At 37.3% G+C, this 19,565-nt stretch carries 16 protein-coding genes; 10 read left to right on the forward strand and 6 right to left on the reverse strand.

Features of this window, described 5'->3' with window-relative positions:
• Position 1: 1 nt before the first annotated feature.
• On the reverse strand, positions 2-769 hold the full coding sequence (locus U0R11_RS03300) for an SDR family oxidoreductase (protein WP_406749791.1): 768 nt from the start codon (positions 767-769) through the stop codon (positions 2-4).
• Positions 770-997: 228 nt separating this feature from the next.
• On the opposite strand from U0R11_RS03300, the gene U0R11_RS03305 reads away from it, so the two are divergent.
• The 4 genes from U0R11_RS03305 to U0R11_RS03320 all read left to right on the forward strand — a co-directional run bounded on the left by U0R11_RS03305 (position 998) and on the right by U0R11_RS03320 (position 4,904).
• Entirely contained in the window at positions 998-1,507 is a 510-nt protein-coding gene (locus tag U0R11_RS03305; RefSeq protein ID WP_406749792.1) for a hypothetical protein, read from the forward strand.
• 107 nt (positions 1,508-1,614) lie between these two features.
• The gene (locus U0R11_RS03310) at positions 1,615-3,174 is read left to right on the forward strand and encodes a M20/M25/M40 family metallo-hydrolase (protein ID WP_406749793.1); all 1,560 of its coding nucleotides are present in this window, start codon (positions 1,615-1,617) and stop codon (positions 3,172-3,174) included.
• Positions 3,175-3,199: 25 nt separating this feature from the next.
• Positions 3,200-3,589, forward strand: a complete 390-nt coding sequence (locus tag U0R11_RS03315; RefSeq protein WP_406749794.1) for a hypothetical protein — start codon at positions 3,200-3,202, stop codon at positions 3,587-3,589.
• Between the two features lie 25 nt (positions 3,590-3,614).
• Entirely contained in the window at positions 3,615-4,904 is a 1,290-nt protein-coding gene (locus U0R11_RS03320; RefSeq protein ID WP_406749795.1) for an acetylxylan esterase, read from the forward strand.
• A gap of 3 nt (positions 4,905-4,907) precedes the next feature.
• Here U0R11_RS03320 and U0R11_RS03325 read toward each other — a convergent pair whose 3' ends face one another.
• Both U0R11_RS03325 and U0R11_RS03330 read right to left on the reverse strand, forming a co-directional pair.
• Entirely contained in the window at positions 4,908-5,399 is a 492-nt protein-coding gene (locus U0R11_RS03325; RefSeq protein ID WP_406749796.1) for a PaaI family thioesterase, read from the reverse strand.
• A gap of 17 nt (positions 5,400-5,416) precedes the next feature.
• Positions 5,417-7,450, reverse strand: a complete 2,034-nt coding sequence (locus tag U0R11_RS03330; RefSeq protein WP_406749797.1) for an InlB B-repeat-containing protein — start codon at positions 7,448-7,450, stop codon at positions 5,417-5,419.
• A 154-nt stretch (positions 7,451-7,604) separates the two neighbouring features.
• Here U0R11_RS03330 and U0R11_RS03335 point away from each other — a divergent pair, with 154 nt between their 5' ends.
• The gene (locus U0R11_RS03335; RefSeq protein ID WP_406749798.1) at positions 7,605-8,456 is read left to right on the forward strand and encodes a ThuA domain-containing protein; all 852 of its coding nucleotides are present in this window, start codon (positions 7,605-7,607) and stop codon (positions 8,454-8,456) included.
• A gap of 80 nt (positions 8,457-8,536) precedes the next feature.
• Here the strand turns inward: U0R11_RS03335 and U0R11_RS03340 are convergent, their stop codons facing one another.
• Both U0R11_RS03340 and katG read right to left on the reverse strand, forming a co-directional pair.
• The gene (locus tag U0R11_RS03340) at positions 8,537-11,161 is read right to left on the reverse strand and encodes a TonB-dependent receptor domain-containing protein (RefSeq protein ID WP_406749799.1); all 2,625 of its coding nucleotides are present in this window, start codon (positions 11,159-11,161) and stop codon (positions 8,537-8,539) included.
• Positions 11,162-11,974: 813 nt separating this feature from the next.
• Entirely contained in the window at positions 11,975-14,227 is a 2,253-nt protein-coding gene (gene katG / locus U0R11_RS03345; RefSeq protein WP_406749800.1) for a catalase/peroxidase HPI, read from the reverse strand.
• A 114-nt stretch (positions 14,228-14,341) separates the two neighbouring features.
• Here katG and U0R11_RS03350 point away from each other — a divergent pair, with 114 nt between their 5' ends.
• Together U0R11_RS03350 and U0R11_RS03355 are read left to right on the forward strand one after the other, a co-directional pair.
• On the forward strand, positions 14,342-15,250 hold the full coding sequence (locus U0R11_RS03350; protein ID WP_406749801.1) for a LysR family transcriptional regulator: 909 nt from the start codon (positions 14,342-14,344) through the stop codon (positions 15,248-15,250).
• 20 nt (positions 15,251-15,270) lie between these two features.
• Positions 15,271-15,957 (forward strand): alpha/beta family hydrolase, encoded by a 687-nt coding sequence (locus tag U0R11_RS03355; RefSeq protein WP_406749802.1) that lies wholly within the window; start codon positions 15,271-15,273, stop codon positions 15,955-15,957.
• 206 nt (positions 15,958-16,163) lie between these two features.
• On the opposite strand, the gene U0R11_RS03360 is transcribed toward U0R11_RS03355, so the two are convergent.
• The gene (locus tag U0R11_RS03360; RefSeq protein WP_166374405.1) at positions 16,164-17,066 is read right to left on the reverse strand and encodes a CorA family divalent cation transporter; all 903 of its coding nucleotides are present in this window, start codon (positions 17,064-17,066) and stop codon (positions 16,164-16,166) included.
• A gap of 61 nt (positions 17,067-17,127) precedes the next feature.
• Between U0R11_RS03360 and U0R11_RS03365 the strand changes: the two genes are divergently transcribed.
• The 3 genes from U0R11_RS03365 (at position 17,128) to U0R11_RS03375 (ending at position 19,309) form a co-directional block, all read left to right on the forward strand.
• Positions 17,128-17,796 (forward strand): hypothetical protein, encoded by a 669-nt coding sequence (locus tag U0R11_RS03365; RefSeq protein WP_406749803.1) that lies wholly within the window; start codon positions 17,128-17,130, stop codon positions 17,794-17,796.
• Positions 17,797-18,478: 682 nt separating this feature from the next.
• Positions 18,479-18,799: an ArsR/SmtB family transcription factor gene (locus tag U0R11_RS03370; protein WP_269003713.1), complete on the forward strand. Its 321-nt coding sequence runs from the start codon at positions 18,479-18,481 to the stop codon at positions 18,797-18,799.
• Between the two features lie 9 nt (positions 18,800-18,808).
• Complete coding sequence (locus U0R11_RS03375; protein WP_406749804.1) at positions 18,809-19,309, forward strand: SRPBCC family protein; 501 nt, start codon at positions 18,809-18,811, stop codon at positions 19,307-19,309.
• The last annotated feature ends 256 nt before the right edge of the window (positions 19,310-19,565 follow it).

The raw sequence follows: 19,565 nt of genomic DNA on the forward strand, positions 1-19,565 counted from the left end.
ATTAATAGGCACTCCAACCACCATCTACCGTTAAAATATGTGCATTCACAAAGCTGGAATCATCACTAGCTAAAAACAAAGCCGCTTGAGCAATCTCAGATGCTTCACCGGTTCTCGGATTTAGTGCCATGCCCGTCATGATTCGATCATTGACGAGTGGGGTAATTTTGGTCATATCTATGGTCTCACTAATGCTGGTATTGACGGCTCCGGGTGCAATTCCATTGCAACGTATCCCAGATTTACTGTACATATAGCCAGTACTTTTTGTAAGTCCTACTAAAGCATGTTTACTGGACGTATACACAGCTCCTGCGACACCTCCTTTTAGGCCTCCAATGGAACAAATATTAATGATGTTCCCTTTTCCCTTGGCTAAAAATATCTTAACCGCACTTCTCATGGCCTTAAATGGTCCTTCGAAATTGATTTTCATGACTTTCTCTAATAGGCTATTTTCCACTTCTCCCACTGCTTGAAAATGGTCCATGATTCCTGCATTATTGACTAATATGTCCAAGGTTCCATAGTTTGACACCGCTGAGTTAATGAGATTATCTATATCAGATTCAATACCCATATTAGCAAGCACCGTGGTAATTTCTCCTCCTGTAGATTTTACTTCTTTAGACAATTCGTCTAGTCGAATTGGATTGATATCACCTGCAACGACTTTTGCTCCTTGCTGGGCAAATAGCATGGCGATGGCTTTTCCCATTCCTGCCCCAGCTCCAGTAATAATGGCAACTTTATTTTCTAGCTTTTTCATGTGAATTGATTTTTAGAAAATTACTTAATAATAGGGTGAAAACATGCGTGAATTTGGCAGGTATTGGGAAAAAAATTATGATTTTGCTTAGGTTTTTTCCAACGCTGGCAAGGTTTGGAACCTTGACAGCGTTACAACGAATGGCAATTAACCTTTGTTGTCCAATAACTTGATAAAGAATTATTTGATACATTCGTACTATCAATTCTACCTCAAAATCTCCTCTTCATGACCACAGAAAAAAAACTATTTTCAGAGATTCAAAAGTTTAACCAATGGTGGCTTTGGGTGATTTTAATTGGTTTTTGTGCTTATTTTTTGTGGGGAGCATATAAACAACTATTTCAGGGAATTGCTTTCGGAAATAATCCAATGAGTAATGAGGGGTTGTTGATTACTAGTTTAGTTTTTGCTGCTATTCTTTTATTCTTCTTGAATGTTAAATTAGAAACCTATATTCAATCCAATGGGGTTTATGTACGCTTCTTTCCTTTTCATTTTTCATTCAAGTATTATTCATTTGAAGAAATGAATAAGGTCTACGTTAGAAAATATGCTCCTCTTTGGGAATATGGAGGTTGGGGACTTCGGTGTGGAATGTTTGGGAGAGGAAAAGCATATAATGTCTCAGGAAATCAAGGTTTGCAATTGGAGTTTAAGGATGGGAGTAAGTTGTTGATCGGCACCCAAAAACCAATTGAAATCGCTGAGGTATTGACTCTTTTAGGAAAGAGTTAAATTTTCATTTCTTTAAAATGGATTTTTTCTACTTTGTTTAATAGGTCTTATAGGGCAGTCTGAATACATTTTTTGGCTTCAGTGAATTTCTTTCGTATTATTAAGCTATGAAAACTTCTATCAACAATTTAACTTCTCGTTTAAGCCAACTCGTAATTGGTTTAAGCCTTATGGCCACACCTTTGTTGGCCCAACAAAATAATCAATCCTCTACCGTCAATGCCATCGTGAAGGAGGCAACAGAGAATTCTCAACTTAAGCGCATGGCGCATGAACTCATTGATGGAATTGGTCCCCGCTTAGTGGGCTCCACTAAAATGCTTCAAGCCAGCGATTGGGCCATGAATCAATACAAACAATGGGGGATTGATGCACGAAGAGAAAATTACGGAACTTGGCGCGGATGGGACAGAGGTATTTCGTCCATCGATATGGTTTCTCCATGGATCAAATCTTTAGAAGGAACCCAATTGGCCTTTAGCCCAGCTACCAAAAAACCGAAAACAGGTGAAACGATCATTTTAGCCGATGTGGCCGATTCTGTCGCTTTTAAAGCATGGTTACCTCAGGTAAAAGGAAAATTTGTTTTAATTTCTATGCCTCAATTGACGGGTAGGCCCGATTATAATTGGCAAGAATTTGCTCAAAAGGAATCTTTTGAAGCAATGAAAAAAGAGCGAGATGCTCAAACAGAGGCTTGGAGAAAACGTATATCCAAGACGGGTCTCACCAACGCCAAATTAGCTTTAGCTTTGGAAGAAGCAGGGGCTTTGGGAATTGTTTCAAGTACCTGGTCCAACGGTTTTGGAGTGAATAAAATATTTGCTGCATTTACTAGAAAAATACCTACTGTCAATGTCGCTTTAGAAGATTATGGTCTTTTATACCGGCTTACGGAGTCTGGGAATCAACCTAAAATTACAGTAAATACTCAATCCAAAGAATTAGGAACTGTTCCAACCTTTAATACACATGCTGAAATCAAAGGGATAGAAAAACCCAATGAATATGTCATGCTCTCTGCTCACTTAGATTCATGGGATGGAGCTACAGGTGCTACTGATAATGGTACTGGTACACTGGTTATGTTGGAAGCAATGCGGATCTTGAAAAAGGTTTACCCCAATCCTAAAAGAACCATTTTAGTGGGTCATTGGGGAAGTGAGGAACAAGGTTTAAATGGTTCAAGGGCCTTTGTGGAAGATCATCCAGAAGTAGTGGCCAATTTACAAGCTTTATTCAATCAAGATAGTGGAACAGGTCGTGTCGTGAATTTGGGTGGTTCTGGTTTTGCCAAAGCTAAAGATTACCTGACTAAATGGTTAGCAGCTATACCAGATACCATCAAAAATCGAATTAAAACAAATTTCCCAGGTACTCCAGGTGGGGGAGGTTCAGACTTTGCTTCTTTTGTGGCAGTAGGAACTACAGGATTTAATTTAAGCTCTTTGAGCTGGTCCTATGGGGTATATACTTGGCATACCAACCGAGACACGTATGATAAAATTGTCTTTGATGATATCCAAAGTAATGCCATCTTGACTGCCATTATGGTCTATATGGCTTGTGAAGAACCAGAGAAGATTTCTACCGAAAAAGCGGATTTGCCTGTGGGTCAAAAGTGGCCTAGCCAAGTAAAATCAAAGCGGAGCGGTGGAACGAATTAATGTATTTGACTTAAATTTGGAAAACATGAAACACGTGAAAATAAAGTTAGTAGTAATTTTTCTGCTTTTATTGAGTAGTATACCATTCGTATTTGCTAAAACAGATTGGAAAGAAAAGGACCAATTTCATGAAGTAATGAGTCAAACTTTTCATCCGGTTGAAGAAGGGAATTTTAAACCAATCCGTTCAAGAAGTGAGGAAATGCTGACAAAAGCTTTAGCTTGGCAGAAATCTTCAATTCCTAAAGAATTCAAAAAACATAAGGATATTCAACTTCAATTGGACAAATTAGCCATGGGCGTTAAATCTCTTCGGAATAAAATCCATCAAGGAGTAAATGATGATGTAATAAAGGCTGATTTGGTCGCTTTACATGATGTTTTCCATGAAATCGTAGGCCTTTGTAAAGAGTAATTAAGTTGAACATAAACCTGTTACCATGAAAAAATTACCGATTCTTTTATGTTTGTTATTATCTGTTTTCTTAGCATTTGCCCAGCCAACAGAAAAGCAAATCAAAGTTCAAGTATCAGCAGATCATCCTGATTGGTTATATAAACCAGGAGAAAAAGTCACGTTTTCGGTACTAGTTTCCAAAAATGGTAGCCCCATTCCTCAAGTCAAAGTTCGCTATGAGATAGGGCCAGAGAAACAAGAATCATGGAAAAAAGATACTCAGATTTTAGCCAATGGTTCTTTGCAATTAGACGGAGGTACTTTGTCAGGGGCAGGTTTTCTTCGTTGTATCGTCATTGCAGAAGTAGATGGAAAAGAATACAGAAATCTAGCTACCGTTGGTTTTTCACCTAATTTATTACAAGCCACCGTGGCTAATCCTTCTGATTTTGATGCCTTTTGGGATAAAGCCAAACAAGATTTAGCCAAAATACCATTGGATGCCAAAATGACTTTGATGCCCGAAAGATGTACAGAGAAAACCAATGTTTACCACGTAAATATTCAAAATTACAGAATAGGCGCTCGCTTATATGGCATTCTTTGTGTACCCAAAAAACCAGGAAAATATCCAGCTTTATTGCATGTGCCAGGAGCAGGAGTAAGACCTTATGCTGGCGATATAGCCAATGCTGAAAAGGGCATAATCACTCTTCAAATCGGCATTCATGGAATTCCTGTCAACCTGGATCCATCGGTCTATACGGATTTAGGAACGGGTGTTTTGAATGGTTATCCAACCTATAATATGGACGATAAAGACCGCTTTTTCTACAAACGTGTTTACGTAGGATGCGTCCGTGCCAATGATTTTTTAACTTCTTTGCAACAATTTGATGGACAGAATTTGGCTGTAACGGGTGGTAGTCAGGGAGGAGCACTCTCCATCGTGACAGCTGCTTTAGACAATCGCGTTAAATTTTTAGGCGCTTATTATCCTGCTCTTTCCGATGTGACAGGGTACTTGTATAATCGTGCTGGAGGATGGCCACATTATTTTGATAAGAACGGTCGGGCAGTCAATGAAACCAAAACCAAATTGGAAACTATTGCCTATTTTGATGTGGTCAACTTTGCTCGTAGACTAAAGGTTCCAGGCTTTTATTCTTGGGGCTTTAATGATGAAACTTGTCCACCTACCTCCATGTATGCAGCATATAATGTCATTTCGGCTCCTAAAGAATTGTATTTGGCTTTGGACACAGGACATTGGAATTATCCAGAGCAAGTAGAAAAGATGACGAATTGGATAACCAATAATTTGATTAAGTAATCTTTAGGATTTGATTTTGACTTTAAATGACCAAGTCAATAAAAATTCTGCCACAATAATGCCTTCTTCATTTCTGGCGGTCGACTTGCAAACCATTTTAGTTCCTTCGCCGCTTTCGATGGCTTCTTGGATGGTGTTCAATATCGCTTCACCATCTTCGCAAGTAAACAAAATAGTTCCAGAGGCTTTCTTTAAAAAGGAAGCCTCCATTTTTTCTACCAACATGCTGATGGCGGGTTTTCTTTCATAAACCTGAGAAAAAGCCAACATGCCGCAACTCATTTCAGCCGCCATGGCTTCCACTGCGAAATACATGGAATTAAAAGGGTTTTGGTTAAACCACGACTTCTTTACTCGTACCACACAGCTTTTATCATCAAAATGTTGAATATTCAATCCAGCCCAGAAAGCGGCAGATAAACGTTGAAGAATGAAAAATTTAAAGAGTATGGGATTTCGAATGATGCGTTGAAACTTGCCAAAAGATGGATTCATAAAGTTGACTTGCTTATTTAATTCTGAATGAATTGGTTTTTTTCAAAGGTATTCCCATTTTCGGTACAAATTTCAGCAGCCGAAGTTTGAACCCTGTTTAGTAAGGATGGATTGGTATTTTTGGATTTCCCAACAGGTATATCATATAATCCTTTCCCATTTTTGATAGCATCGTCCCAATGATAAAAAATGTCCCACCAATTTGTTATTTTTTGATTATTATAGGTCAATTGATGATTTAAACCGGGGATAGACTGCCACCAAAAAATCAACCATTTCACTTGTGCATCCTGACTGTAATCTGTTGTCTGATTACGGCCATAATTTTTGTTGACGAAGGAATAAGGGTAAACCATATTTTTCCATAGATCCCGATTTACCTTCGTACTAGTTCCTCCGGAGGCTTGCCAATCTACAATATCACTACTAACTAAATTCGTATTGTCATAATCGTAATCAACCGATGTATTGGGTGGGAAATGGGTCATACCTACCCGATTTAAAGGTAAGCCAGAGGATGGCTTGATTCCCACAAAGTGATTTTTAAATAAGGCATTTCCAATAGCAGGCTTATGAACTAAATTTTCAATATAATTCATTTGAGCCTCTATCTGATGTCCTCGATTGTGTAAATTGGTATCAGCTCCACGATGACCGGAGTTGCCATAGACGACATAAGTATGGTTGTAAATGGGTAAATCATTTGGGAAATAATAGGAATTGGACACATCTCCGGTAATTGGGCTTGACATGTTAGATTCTGGGAAATTATAATAGGTGTTGGGGTCATTGTAGGGAGAATTTACAACCGATGGAAATTTGTCTTTGACAAATGCATTGAACCAAATTTCCTTCACTTGATATTGATTGACCAAAGTATCCATCCCCAGTTTTTGAAATAATTTATGGTAATCAAAAGTTTTTAGGCCAGTGATATAATTCGTGAATTCGACTTCATAAACATTAAAAAATTTGATGACCTGGAAGCCGGCATAGGGTTTGACCTCTTGAGTGGTAGTAAATTGTCGAAAGCGAGAGCCTTCTTCTATCCCAAATTTGGTTATTTTCAATTCACCCGTAAACCTATTTTTTGCTTCTTGCAAAGTCGAGTTCTTTAATTCCCAGTAATCATCTGGTGCTAAATTCATATCAAGATTGATACCATCTTGGGTTGGTAAAAAACTAATGACTACCACAGGGACTACGATGCTACTCGAACTCATGGGGGTTTTTAGAAATACATCAAAATCAGCGACATCTTCTACTGAACTGATGGTAATGGGGTAAGTCTGACTTAGATTTTCATGGTCTATTTTCAGCTGAATTTGCCCACTTTTAATCGCCAAGAGGTTTTGATTTGTTAGTTTTGCCAAGAGGCTACCATTCTCTATGATGGAACTCGTAAACCCTTGTTCTATCACTTTCTTGGTGCCTGATTTATAAGTTACATCTAGCTTGATTGGGTAGTTTTGAGATACAAATAAACTCGTAGGTTTATGAATTAGATCAAATTTAACAGGGTAATCTGTTAAAAATGTGGCTTTGACTTGTACAGCCTTATCTACACGAATTGAACTAGGATTGGACTCACTACTTACATCTCCGGTCCAGCCTTTAAATACCCATCCTTCCACTGGAGTAGCTTTTAATTGTACCAAGGTGCCTGAGGAATAGGGCGTGGAAGATAGCGTGCTGATAATGGTTTCCTGTACAGTACCTTGCCCTTCTATTTCAATGCTCAAAGGGTAAGTTCTTTTTTCAAAATGGGCTGTAATATTTTTGTCAGCATTCATGTTCAGACTGTAGGGATTCGAAGAACCAGAAATACTTCCGCTCCAATCTTTGAATAGGTATTCTGGAGCTGGATTTGCCAATATAGAAATAATAGTACCTTGCTCAAAAGAACCTGTTGATGGACTTACGCTACCACCTACACTTGGAATAGTCACCACAGACAATCGATGCTCTATTGTTTCTTTTGTACAGGAACAAAGAAATGTACTGATTAAGAATAAAATGGCCTGATTCTTGAAATTGGATGGAAATGCCATACTAAGTTTGGTGATAGGAAGGTCTTATAAATATCCATTCATTTATTGAATGTTTACGGGATTCTGACAATTATCATTAAATTAATGGTCAAGTTAGGCTAATCGCTTGGTTGGTACCTTTCTGCTTGTAATTAATTTATTAACACATGATCACATGAAAAAAGTTTTAAAAATCATTGCTTGGACTGTTTTTGGCTTGGTCATTAGCCTTTTTGCCTTATTAGCCTTGTTTATGTACAAAGTGCAGAATGGTTTCCCCGTGTCTTATGAGACAGAAAAACCTAATTTGAGCTTGGGGGCAAATCAACCAGCTATACTATTATTTTCAAAGACAACAGGCTTTCGACATGGTGAATCCATTGATGCATCGAAGCCTATTATTCAAGCTATGGCCAAGAAAAATGCTTGGACTGTTTTTGAGACAGAAGAGGGTGGTGTTTTTAATGAAGAGCAATTAGCCAAATTCAAACTAGTCATATTCAATAATTCAACAGGTCGAGTATTGAATGATGAACAACAAGCGGCATTAGAAAAGTATGTGGAAAATGGAGGTTCGTTGATGGGTATTCATGGGGCAGGAGATAATTCGCATCATTGGGATTGGTATGTAGCTAATTTATTAGGTACTATTTTTTCTCATCATCCTTTAAATCCTCAATTTCAAAAAGCACAAGTTCAACTGGAGCTAAGTGCTGATTCAAGTTTAAAAGCTAGTCTTCCTGCTGCTTGGCAAGGAAATGACGAATGGTATGTCTTTTTTAATCAGCCTAAAGATGCCCAAGTAGTTTATTATATTGACGGAGAAAAGATTTTACCTAGTGGTAATATGCTTTGGATGAAAGATAAAAATTTTGGTATGGGAAAATATCATCCAGTGACTTGGCACAAAAGGGCGGGTAAAGGGAAAACGTTTTATACTTCCATGGGGCATTCCCAGGAAGTTTGGGCAAATCCAGCTTTTTCTCAACTCATAGAACAAGGTATACGGTGGTCAATCTCTAAATAGTTGGCCTAGGTTCCAAAAAGCAAAACGGGCCAATCAAAGATTGACCCGTTTATGTATAATATCATTAACCTACAAAAATCTTATTGACCCATTTGCATACCATCTTGGTTCTGATTGTTGTTTCTCTTCATGCTGTTCATGTTAAATTGTCCAAAACGAATAGACAAAGTAAGACGAATCATTTGAGGGTTAGACAATCGATAGTATTTCTGAGAGAATCCTTCTCCGTATGAGTAACGTGTATTTCCTCTTGTTCTGAACACATCATTAGCTGCTAAAGTCAAGGAAGCTAAATCGTTTTTTAAGAATGTTTTCTTGATGGCTAAATCTACCCCATAAAAAGGCTCAATATATCCTTGAGATGAACTTTGTGCCTGTCCCATCGGTCCACCACCGCCACCACCTTGGCCTTGATTTTGAGAAATTGGCATATTGGTTTTTCCTTGATAATCCATGGAAAGCTGAATCGACCATTTTTTAGGCAATTGGAACGTGTTGTTTAGTTTACCAAATACGGTCCAAAGTCCATCCGTAATCTGTGCTTTTTCAATGTTAGCCGTATTAATCTTCGAATTGTACATGTTAATATTCGCAGTCAAGTCCCACCAATTTTGAAGTTTGTTGGTATAAGTTCCTTCAATACCAAAATTGATACTTGAATTAGCGTTTACAAACGTGTTAATTAAGTCTAGTTTACCACTGATCGGGTTGATTTCTTGACTTAAAAAACGAGTAATTAAATTATCTGTATACTTGTAATATCCTGATAATAAAAAGGTTGCTGATCCCTTTGTTTTGCTGTATGAAAGCTCACCTGAAGTAGTAAACTCGGGTACTAAGTCGGCATTTCCTCTCGTGATATTTAAGCTGTCGCTAAAGTCAACAAATGGGATAATTTGGAAGAAATTTGGACGACTCACACGTCGGGTAATGCTTAACTGCAATTGATCTGTTGGCGTTAAATCCTTTTTTAAGAAGATGGAAGGAAACAAGCTCAGAGGGAAACTATTGCTAAACTTTTGGTTTGTATTCAATAATTTACCGTCATAACTAGAACTCTCTGCTCTTAAACCAATTTTATAAGATATTTTATTGGCCGATTTCCCAGAAATGGATACATAAGCAGCATATACTCTATTTTGGTTTTCGTAATTGGTGGATGCTGATGGAATAGGTTTGTATACATCAGTACCAACCGCTTTCAAGGTATTGTTATTTTCATTCACTAATTCAAACAACTGTGCTCTTACTCCCATTTCAATGGTACCTTCGTTTTTCAAAGGTCTTACATAGTCTGTTTGGAAAGTCATGAATTTATTACTTCCAGAACCGATGTTTTTCTGAATTTGTGTACCAGTAATGATCCCATTGTTCAAATAGTTGGTAGTATATGTGGCATCGTTTTTATTCGTACCTCCAAAATAATTGAAGTCCATGCTTAACTCTTCTCCTGCTTTCGGGTAAGTGTGTTTGAATCCTAACTGTAAACCAGTTGGGTTGAATTCCCTGGATGATTCAGATAAACGATTACTAAGCGTGGTAAAATTATTGACCATACTCGTGATTTTAATGTCTTCCGTTGGAGAGAATTTACCTCCACCACCAAAGAATCCAGCTAAGGTTAACGTAGTTCTGTTGGTAGCTGCATAATCAACGCTGAATCTTGGAAAAAACATCGATCCTTTGTTTTTACTATTGATATCTTGGTATACACTTGACTCTACGCCACCGATGTTGCTATTTCTTTGGCTATTTCCCTCGGTTACGTTTCTCATGTTCATCTTCATGCCCATCAAGGTCAAACTCCATTTATTTTGTTGATAACTGAAGTTACCCATGATGCTAGAACCACCAAAACGGTCAGCACTTAGGTTTAACATACCATTGTACCCATTCTTTTTGTTTTTCTTTAAGATGATATTGATGATACCTGCCATACTACCTGAAGCATCATATTTAGCTGAAGGGTTCGTGATAACTTCCACTTTTTCAATGATATCCGCTGGAATTTGATCCATACTTAAGCTAGTAGGTCTACCATCAATAAATAAAGTAGGGTTTGCATTTCTTACTTTCACATTTCCATCAATGTCCACTTGTACCGATGGAATGTTTCTCATAACGTCTACCGCTGTACCACCAGAGGTAACTAAATTTTGACCTACATTAAATGATTTTTTGTCAATGTCCATTTCCAATAAAGCTTTTGTAGAAGTGACTACTACGGCTTCTAATTCTTTGGAGTCAGACAATAACTTGATGTTTCCTAAGTCTTTTTCAAATGCGGCCATCATTTTAGCCATGACTGCAGGATCGGGTGCTTGTCCAGGCTTGGGTGCTGAACTTGGATCCATTTTAGGCATTTCAAATTGAACAGGTGCCTCATAGTTTTTGTATCCTACAAAACTGATTTTCAATTTTAAACGAACATTCACGGGTATCTCCTTGAAGTTGAAATCTCCATTAAGTTCAGCTTGTTGGGCTTTAACTAAAATGTCTTTGTTTTGCTTGGTAGCGGGATCAACGACGGTCTTAAGTAATACGACAGAAGCAAATTCAACGGGTTTGCCTTGCTCATCGACTACCTTACCAAATACGTGACCACGATTTAAGTTAGGAGCATTTCCTCCTGCACCAGCTGGTCCTTGTGCGAAACTGAAAAATGATATCAGTGCAATGATGGATGTTAAAATGAAATTTTTCATGGGTTGATTGTTAAATGTTTTGTCTACTTAGAGGGAATGTTTCTTGTTAATTTTTGGGTAGAACAGAATTCTTTGTTTTAATTTTTATTTAGGGTTTAATCAGTACTTGTCTTCTTTATAATTGTATCGCAAAGGTACATTGGGCTTTTGCGTTTGAAATTATATTCTTCGCAGCTGGGAAATGTATCGATGAAAGATGAAATTGTTGAGAAAAGAAATTGGATTTGTGCAAAATTTGAGAGCTAAAATTAAGGCGAGATTCATTTGTTTTTTGTTTTTTCAATCTTTTTTCAAGGAATATGATTTGAATACAATAACGTTTTCTGTGGCTTTTGGATTAGCAAAGGTAGGGATGAAAAATTGAACAATTTACTTAGTTCCTAAAATTGTGTCCAATGGTTGAAATAGATTGTAGGGATTTGTATTTTCTATATGAAATGTTGAAATAGCCCTAATTTGAACTATTTACCTTTAATTGGCTTATGTTGAATTCCGTTTCGAATGAATTGCTAGGAATACTTGATGAAGATGTTTCATTCGTAAGAAGACAAATAATAGGATATTATTTAGAGGCAATTATTTGATAACTCGTAGCTTAAAAGTCTACTTTTGTCGCATTTTAATAAAACTTTAACAAGTCTTAACATGAATTTCTTGTTTAATATATAAACATATAAACTTTGAAAAGTTATAAATGAGTATATGAGTCAAAAGGAGCAGAACTACCCGGTTCATTTTGGTTAACAATCCCAAAAAACATAAAAACCGACCCCAGAAGAGTCGGCTTTTCCATTCAATCAAATCTATATTTACCTATTTTTTATATACTAAATCAAAACGGTCAAGGTTCATGACTTTAGTCCATGCTTTAACAAAATCACTAACAAATTTACCTTCAGCGTCTTTTGTAGCATATACCTCAGCTAGAGCACGTAATTCCGAATTCGATCCAAAGATTAAATCAGCTCGAGTAGCACTTGCTTTGATGGCACCAGTTTGACTATCTGTTCCTATGAATTCTTCTTTGGTATCTGAGCTAGGCTTCCAAGTGGTTCCCATTTCCAATAAATTAACAAAGAAATCATTGGTCAAGGCGTCTTTTTTATTCGTGAAAATACCATGTTTCGAACCATTGTAATTGGTGTTCAACACTCGCATACCACCCACTAGTACCGTCATCTCTGGTGCTGTTAAAGTCAAAAGTTGTGCTTTGTCAATGAACAATTCCTCTGTTGAGAGGGTATAGCGGGTTTTCAAATAGTTTCGGAAACCATCGGCCATTGGTTCTAAAACCGCAAATGAGTTGACATCTGTTTGTTCTTGACTAACATCCATTCTGCCTGGCGTAAATGGAACTAGGATGGATTGCCCCGCATTTTTAGCGGCTTTTTCAATGGCGGCATTTCCTCCAAGAATAATTAAATCAGCTAAAGAAATTTTCTTTTTACCAGAATTTTTATTGAAATCTTGTTGGATTTTTTCAAGTACAGTCAATACCTTTTCTAATTGCTTGGGATTGTTTACTTCCCAGTTTCTTTGTGGTAATAAGCGAATGCGGGCTCCGTTGGCACCCCCACGGCGGTCTGAACCACGGAAAGTGGAGGCAGATGCCCAGGCAGTACTCACTAATTCACTGATGGATAAACCAGAATTCAATAATTTTGATTTTAGAAGAGCCACATCTTGGGAATTAATCAAAGGATGATTGACCGTTGGAATAGGGTCCTGCCAGATTAATGCTTCTTTAGGAGCTTCAGGCCCTAAATAGGTTGAACTTGGTCCCATATCCCGATGCGTTAATTTGAACCAAGCTTTGGCAAAGGCTTTGGCAAATTCCTCTGGGTTCTCTAAATATCGTTTGGAAATTTTTTCATATGCAGGATCCATACGCAGTGAAAGGTCTGTAGTCAGCATGGTCGGCAATTGCTTTTTATTGGGATCAAAAGCATCCGGAATGATGGCTTTTCCATTTTTAGCTACCCATTGGTTAGCACCTGCTGGACTTTTCGTTAATTCCCATTCATTATTGAATAGGATTTTCAAGAATCCAATTCCCCATTTGATAGGAGTGGATGTCCAAGTTACTTCTAGACCAGAAGTAATGGCATCTTTTCCTTTTCCTGATTGATACGTACTTTTCCAGCCCAAACCTTGTTCTTCAATGCCTGCGGCTTCTGGATCTGGACCTACATGGGTAGCAGGGCCTTTTCCATGGGTTTTACCAAAGGTGTGTCCACCGGCAATCAAGGCCACCGTTTCTTCATCATTCATCCCCATTCTTCCAAAAGTCTCCCTGATATCTTTAGCAGCAGCTACTGGATCTGGTACGCCTTTGGGACCCTCGGGATTAACATATATTAAACCCATCTGAACGGCTGCTAGTGGATTTTCTAATTTTCTATCACCTGAATAACGGTTTTTATCATCGAGCCATTTCTTTTCAGAACCCCAATATACATTGCTTTCAGGTTCCCATACGTCTGTTCTGCCACCTGCAAATCCAAAAGTCTTGAATCCCATTTGTTCTAAGGAAACATTTCCTGTTAATACCATTAAGTCGGCCCAAGAAATTTTATCTCCATATTTTTGTTTGATAGGCCATAATAATCGACGGGCCTTATCTAAGTTGGCATTGTCGGGCCAACTGTTCAAAGGAGCAAAGCGCTGTTGTCCCGCACGAGAACCACCACGACCATCACCTGTCCGGTATGTTCCTGCACTATGCCAAGCCATACGAATAAACAAAGGCCCGTAATTACCAAAATCGGCAGGCCACCAATCTTGTGATTTTGTCAAAACCTCAGCGATATCCTTTTTTAGTGCGAAGTAATCTAAGCTGTTAAAGGCCTTGATGTAATTGAAGTTCGGTCCCATGGGATTCGACTTTTCAGAATTTTGACGAAGCATACTTACATTCAATAAGCTTGGCCACCAATCTTTGTTGCTTGTACCCGCTTCTTTAGGACCAGTAGGATGTGCTCCAGCTGCGCCAAGATGAGGATTGTACTCTTGCGCTTGTAATGTCGCAGATACTAGTAATCCACTTAATATGAACAGTTTTTTCATGATATAGTAATTTTGTGATTTTATTTTTAAGAGCTGATGATGTGAAATTAGACTTAATAGGCCAATAGATAAAACTGAATTTTTCTATATTTGTCATAGATAAAATCTATATACATGAATATTCATCAATTAGAATATATTTTAGCTGTTGACCAGTTTAAAAGTTTTAGCAAGGCGGCCGATTATTGCCATGTGACTCAAGCTACTTTGAGTGCTATGGTAAAGAAATTGGAGGAGCAATTGGATATTGTCATTTTTGATAGGAAGGCAAATCCGATTGTGGTGACTGAAAATGGCAAGGAGATATTGGTTCATGCTCAGCAAGTGGTTGCACATGCGAATGCGCTTTTGGCTTCTTCCAAAGCCATTCATAGTAAGATAGAAGGAAGGGTGAAAATGGGAATAATACCGACGATCGCTTCTTCATTAATGCCCATTATTTTGAAACCTATTTTAGAGAAGTATCCACAATTGGTCTTAGAAATTTATGAAGTGACCACCAGTCAATTGATGAAAAACTTACGTGAAGGGAAATTGGATATAGGAATATTGAGTACCCCTATAGCATCGAATGATTTGGAAACGACCTTGTTATATCAAGAGCCACTGCATGTTTATGGATATTTGGATCAAGGAAGAAGGTCTATTCAGAAAGAGGAACTGGCCAAGCAACGCATATTTTTATTGCAAGAGGGACATTGTTTACGGGATCAAATTATTCAATGGTGCGACCTCAAAAAGAACAAGCATTTGCCCACTAACTTGTTATTTGAGTCAAATACCTTTGATACCTTATTGAATTTGGTGGATGAATTTCAAGGTATGACATTACTTCCTGAATTATATTTACGAAATTTAAATGATCAACGACAAATGCAAGTGTTGAAAATGGAAGGAAATTCTATTTCTAGAGAAGTTAGTTTATGTTTTTACCGGCCATATGCCAAATGGAACATTGTGAAGCAGTTTTCCCTTGATATTGCACAATTAGTAAATCATTTTTTAAAACAGGATGCTGTTTGATATACAGGATTCAATAGGGGATGAGTTCAATAGGTAAAAAGAAAATATTGTTGGTTTTAGGTAGAGAGGCGCTGGATCGTGATAGTTCTTTATATCAAGAGGTTTTAGGTAATTTGAAATTAAGTGGATTTGAAATCAGGTTTGATCCCATGGACCGTATCCGTTTTCTTTTTATGAGAAAAATAGGTCCAGGTAAGTTTTTAGGAAAGCATTTGCTTCTTCCTTTTTTGCGGGCTGTTTATGTCGTATTGGTACAAAGGCAGCTGTTCGACTTCCTTTTATTTGTGTTGAAACGTATTTCAAGTATTGAATTTCGCACACGTGTAGTATCCAGGTATATTCAGCGGAAGTCGAATCAAACCTTAAATTTGGTTGTGTTGGCTAGATCAGCTGGTTCTATTGTTATTAGTAGCATCGCGAATCACATGCCAGTAGACTATATTATTTGCTTGGGATATCCCTTTAGTCATCCAGAAGAAGGAGATACCGCATTTCGTACGGATCATTTGGCTTGGGTTGAAAAACCCATGATGATTTTTCAAGGAGAAAGAGACCCCTATGGAGGAAAGGAGATCGTTGAAAAGTATACGTTATCACCCCATATTCAATTGTCATTTGTAGATGTGGACCACGATTTTATTTTGAATGAGCAGGATTTGTTGCGAGTTAAAACCGAGATAGAACGTGTCTTAATGAAATGGGAATAGTTAAGCTAATGATTAAGCGGTTGTTTCATATATATGGTAGCGTTCAAATATTGCATAGGTCCAGTATTATGCCAAGTATGTAAAATGAATATGATACATATCACATGCTCGATGGTATATTTGATGAGCGTGTAAATATATTTTCAGGATATAAATTCTACTTTTTAATCCGAATGTACACGGCGATAAGATTATTCAGGTGTTAATTAGAGCCACTTTTTTCTTCGAAACCAGACAAAAATTAGTGCACTAATCAGGCACATGATGAGCAACAAGCTTGGATAGGCCCAAGATATTCGTAATTCTGGCATGTAGTCAAAATTCATTCCGTAGATTCCTACCAAAAAAGTTAAAGGCATAAAAAAGACGGAGAATATGGTCAAGACTTTAATGACTTCATTGGTTTTTTGGGCTGAAATGGATAGATAGAAACTAACAAGGTTGGAAACATCTTCGTGTATTTGGTCATAAATATGAAGTAGTTTCTGATGTAAATCACGGGCATCTTGGATTATATCGCCTTGGTTTTCAGGTAATTTTACGGAGCTAATTGCTTCTTGACTAAACAATAATAGTTTTTTGCTAATGAGCGCTTTACGTTTTATTTGGTATAGCTCGGATAGCATTTTAGGGCTAAGATTTTGAGAAAAGACCTTACTTTCAAAATCATCCATTTCATTGGAAAGATTAACCGCCAGAGCTTCATAAGAATGTAAAATATGCCATAACATTTTAGCTACGATGGATTCAACTTGTTCAAATATTCCCTGATCAAAATATTTCTCACGAATGATATCAATAAATGAATGTGGCAATCGGTGGACACTAATTAATAATCCAGGCCTATAGAAAAATGCAATTTTAGTGGACATGGACTGAATGGAAGCAGGTTGGTTTGATAAAAGGTCGGTTTGTACTCGAGTAATGATAAAATGGGTTCCATACATGTCTTCATGTTTGGGCAAATGGTCAGGTTGAAGGCAATCAGAAAGAGCATATTTGTTCAATGAAAAACGATTACTAAGCTCTTCAAGCTCTAATTTGCTTGGGTTAGTTACATCTATCCAAAGCATTTGATTGCTTTTATTTTCAAAGTATTGCGTTGGCATAAATATATTTAATTTTGTCTTTATATCTATTTTATAACTTGCGTATCAAAACTAATCAAATATGCGGATTCTCGTTTATTTCAGCCTCATTATACTTTTGGGAAGTTGTAGTATCATTAAAAATACCCCTAAATTTGATTTGGTTAATGGTGTTTATCAGCTGAATCATACTAAAGTTTTAGTTGAGGTTACCGAGGATACTTTGCATCTAATTTCGGAGGGTGCGAATACAGCAAATGTAGAAAAAACGCTACCACTGGTTTTGTCTAAAAGTATGGGTAATATGATTTTACGAAAGGGAACATTTGATTTAGATTTATTGGCTATACCAGTCAAAATACATGGATCGGTGAATGGTATACCCACCCAGATGATTACGGAGATAAACGCATCTGTTTATTTTGGCAAACGTAGTGATCGGTTCTACATTCGATACAATAAAACCCCTAGGAGTTTATTCAAAAGGGAAATTGATCATTTCGGGCTTTCTTATGGGGCTTTTGTGGGTTTTGGAAGTACAGCGATTCATAGTGGAGTAAGTCAATCACAGATTACATACGAATATCAAGGCATTGTCTTTTCCAAAGGCTTAGCAGGCATTATTGCCATCAATAATTTCACCTTAGGAATAGCCTATGGATTTGATCAGTTGATGGATGAAAATGCCTCGAAATGGATCTATCAACAAAAGCCTTATTGGGGAGTTGCTATTGGTTTGAATTTGAATTAGTGGCTAGCCTCAGGATTGCTGATTGAATGAATGCGGTTTAGGAAATTGGGGTTTTTGATTTGAATCATCTACTCTTGAAAGTAATGGTTTGGTAGGGGTTACTATTTGTTTACACTTTTACCTGTCGACAGGAGTAGGTAAATAATCTGTCAAACGCTTACTGCCATCCTATGATCCTTTTGTTTTATTAAATAATGGCAAACGATCAAGATAGGCCTTTGCCGATTTGAAAACAAGCTGATGAAAAAGACCCTCATTGGTTGGGAAGAAGGTCAGGTTACTCATTTGAGAATAATCAATTCACTATTCGTAAAAAAGATGGGGTAGAAGAAAATATTTCTTCGATGAGTAAAACAAGGATCAAAACAGCTAAGGACTTATTTCGGAAGCGGATGGCCAGTTTGTTTTTGGTATGTCAAGAATCTAGGTGTTTCTGAAGAGATGTGGAGAGAATGAGGAAGACAAAAAAAAGAAGGGGGAAAGTTAATCGAAGACGAATTCCACTTTGCTCATGTTACGTTTCCCTCTATTGTTGGAGTTAAGCTTATAATGAAACGTGTAGAATGGCCGATTCCTTTGGTTTGAATATTTGATATTAAAAAATCAATCTTTTTTTGGGAAACCGAACAGTTGCTTATATATTTGCAGCCGTTCGGTTTCATATATTAAGAAAAAAGAGTTTATGAGAAGAGATATTTTTCAAGCCATTGCAGACCCAACTAGAAGGGCTATTCTTACATTAATTGCTTTGCAGGCTATGACACCTAATGCAATTGCCGAAAACTTTAACTCAACACGACAAGCCGTATCGAAACATTTGCGAATCCTTAGTGAATGCGAATTGGTTAAGCAGGAGCATCAGGGGAGAGAAATTTATTATTCTTTGGAAGTAGATAAAATGAAAGAGGTGGATAAGTGGTTGGAACAGTTTAGGGCTATTTGGGAAACCAAATTCAATCAACTGGACGAGTTGTTAGAAAAAATGAAAACTCAAACGAAATAATTTACTATTATGGAAACGAACTTATTTTTTGAATTTACGGTCAATAAGCCTCAAAAAACGGTTTACATAGCAAGGGAATTTGCTGCTGAACTTCCATTGGTGTGGGATGCCTTCACTAAAAAGGAACTTTTGGATCAATGGGTGGCACCTAAACCTTGGTCAGCCAAAACTAAATACATAAACTTTGAAGTTGGAGGTCGTCGATTTTATGCCATGGTAAGTCCAGAGGGCATGGAGCGATGGTCAGTTCAGGAATACACGTCAATTACTCCAAAAACAAATTTTAAGATGTACAATACGTTTGCCGATGCAGAAGAAAATCGGGAATTACCTGGTTCGGCTTGGGAGTATAATTTCAGCGAGCAAAATGGTATAACCAAAGTACATATTACCATTGTGAACGAATCGCTTACTCGTTTAGAAAAGATGATTGAGATGGGATTTGAACCAGGCTTTAAAATGAGCATAGAAAACTTGGATCATTTATTGGCATCGTTATTGAATACATGAACTTAGATTTTTAAATATTCATAAATTTGACAATAACGAAGAAAAGTAAATTGTAGTTTATAATTTCCTTGACTTCCATTTATCATTTGACATTCACCATTCACCAAATCAAAAGGAACCTATCAGGTTCCTTTTGATTTGTGACCCCGGAAGGAATCGAGTCGAACGCGACCCCGGCCTCATATTAGATACCTGAAACCTACCTGATTTGGGTTTATTTGATTCATTGTATATTTGCCTGTATTTTGTGTAGAAA

Source organism: Aquirufa salirivi (assembly GCF_045310485.1).
Classification (GTDB): Bacteria; Bacteroidota; Bacteroidia; order Cytophagales; family Spirosomataceae; genus Aquirufa; species Aquirufa salirivi.

Excerpts from the sequence above, each read along its gene's own strand:
- U0R11_RS03360 (WP_166374405.1), bottom strand. The coding sequence starts at position 17,066 with ATGCCAACGCAATACTTTGAAAATAAAAGCAATCAAATGCTTTGGATA.
- U0R11_RS03310 (WP_406749793.1), top strand. The coding sequence starts at position 1,615 with ATGAAAACTTCTATCAACAATTTAACTTCTCGTTTAAGCCAACTCGTA.
- U0R11_RS03350 (WP_406749801.1), top strand. The coding sequence starts at position 14,342 with ATGAATATTCATCAATTAGAATATATTTTAGCTGTTGACCAGTTTAAA.
- U0R11_RS03300 (WP_406749791.1), bottom strand. The coding sequence starts at position 769 with ATGAAAAAGCTAGAAAATAAAGTTGCCATTATTACTGGAGCTGGGGCA.
- U0R11_RS03365 (WP_406749803.1), top strand. The coding sequence starts at position 17,128 with ATGCGGATTCTCGTTTATTTCAGCCTCATTATACTTTTGGGAAGTTGT.
- U0R11_RS03355 (WP_406749802.1), top strand. The coding sequence starts at position 15,271 with ATGAGTTCAATAGGTAAAAAGAAAATATTGTTGGTTTTAGGTAGAGAG.
- U0R11_RS03325 (WP_406749796.1), bottom strand. The coding sequence starts at position 5,399 with ATGAATCCATCTTTTGGCAAGTTTCAACGCATCATTCGAAATCCCATA.
- U0R11_RS03320 (WP_406749795.1), top strand. The coding sequence starts at position 3,615 with ATGAAAAAATTACCGATTCTTTTATGTTTGTTATTATCTGTTTTCTTA.
- U0R11_RS03335 (WP_406749798.1), top strand. The coding sequence starts at position 7,605 with ATGAAAAAAGTTTTAAAAATCATTGCTTGGACTGTTTTTGGCTTGGTC.
- U0R11_RS03340 (WP_406749799.1), bottom strand. The coding sequence starts at position 11,161 with ATGAAAAATTTCATTTTAACATCCATCATTGCACTGATATCATTTTTC.
- U0R11_RS03370 (WP_269003713.1), top strand. The coding sequence starts at position 18,479 with ATGAGAAGAGATATTTTTCAAGCCATTGCAGACCCAACTAGAAGGGCT.
- U0R11_RS03330 (WP_406749797.1), bottom strand. The coding sequence starts at position 7,450 with ATGGCATTTCCATCCAATTTCAAGAATCAGGCCATTTTATTCTTAATC.
- U0R11_RS03375 (WP_406749804.1), top strand. The coding sequence starts at position 18,809 with ATGGAAACGAACTTATTTTTTGAATTTACGGTCAATAAGCCTCAAAAA.
- katG (WP_406749800.1), bottom strand. The coding sequence starts at position 14,227 with ATGAAAAAACTGTTCATATTAAGTGGATTACTAGTATCTGCGACATTA.
- U0R11_RS03305 (WP_406749792.1), top strand. The coding sequence starts at position 998 with ATGACCACAGAAAAAAAACTATTTTCAGAGATTCAAAAGTTTAACCAA.
- U0R11_RS03315 (WP_406749794.1), top strand. The coding sequence starts at position 3,200 with ATGAAACACGTGAAAATAAAGTTAGTAGTAATTTTTCTGCTTTTATTG.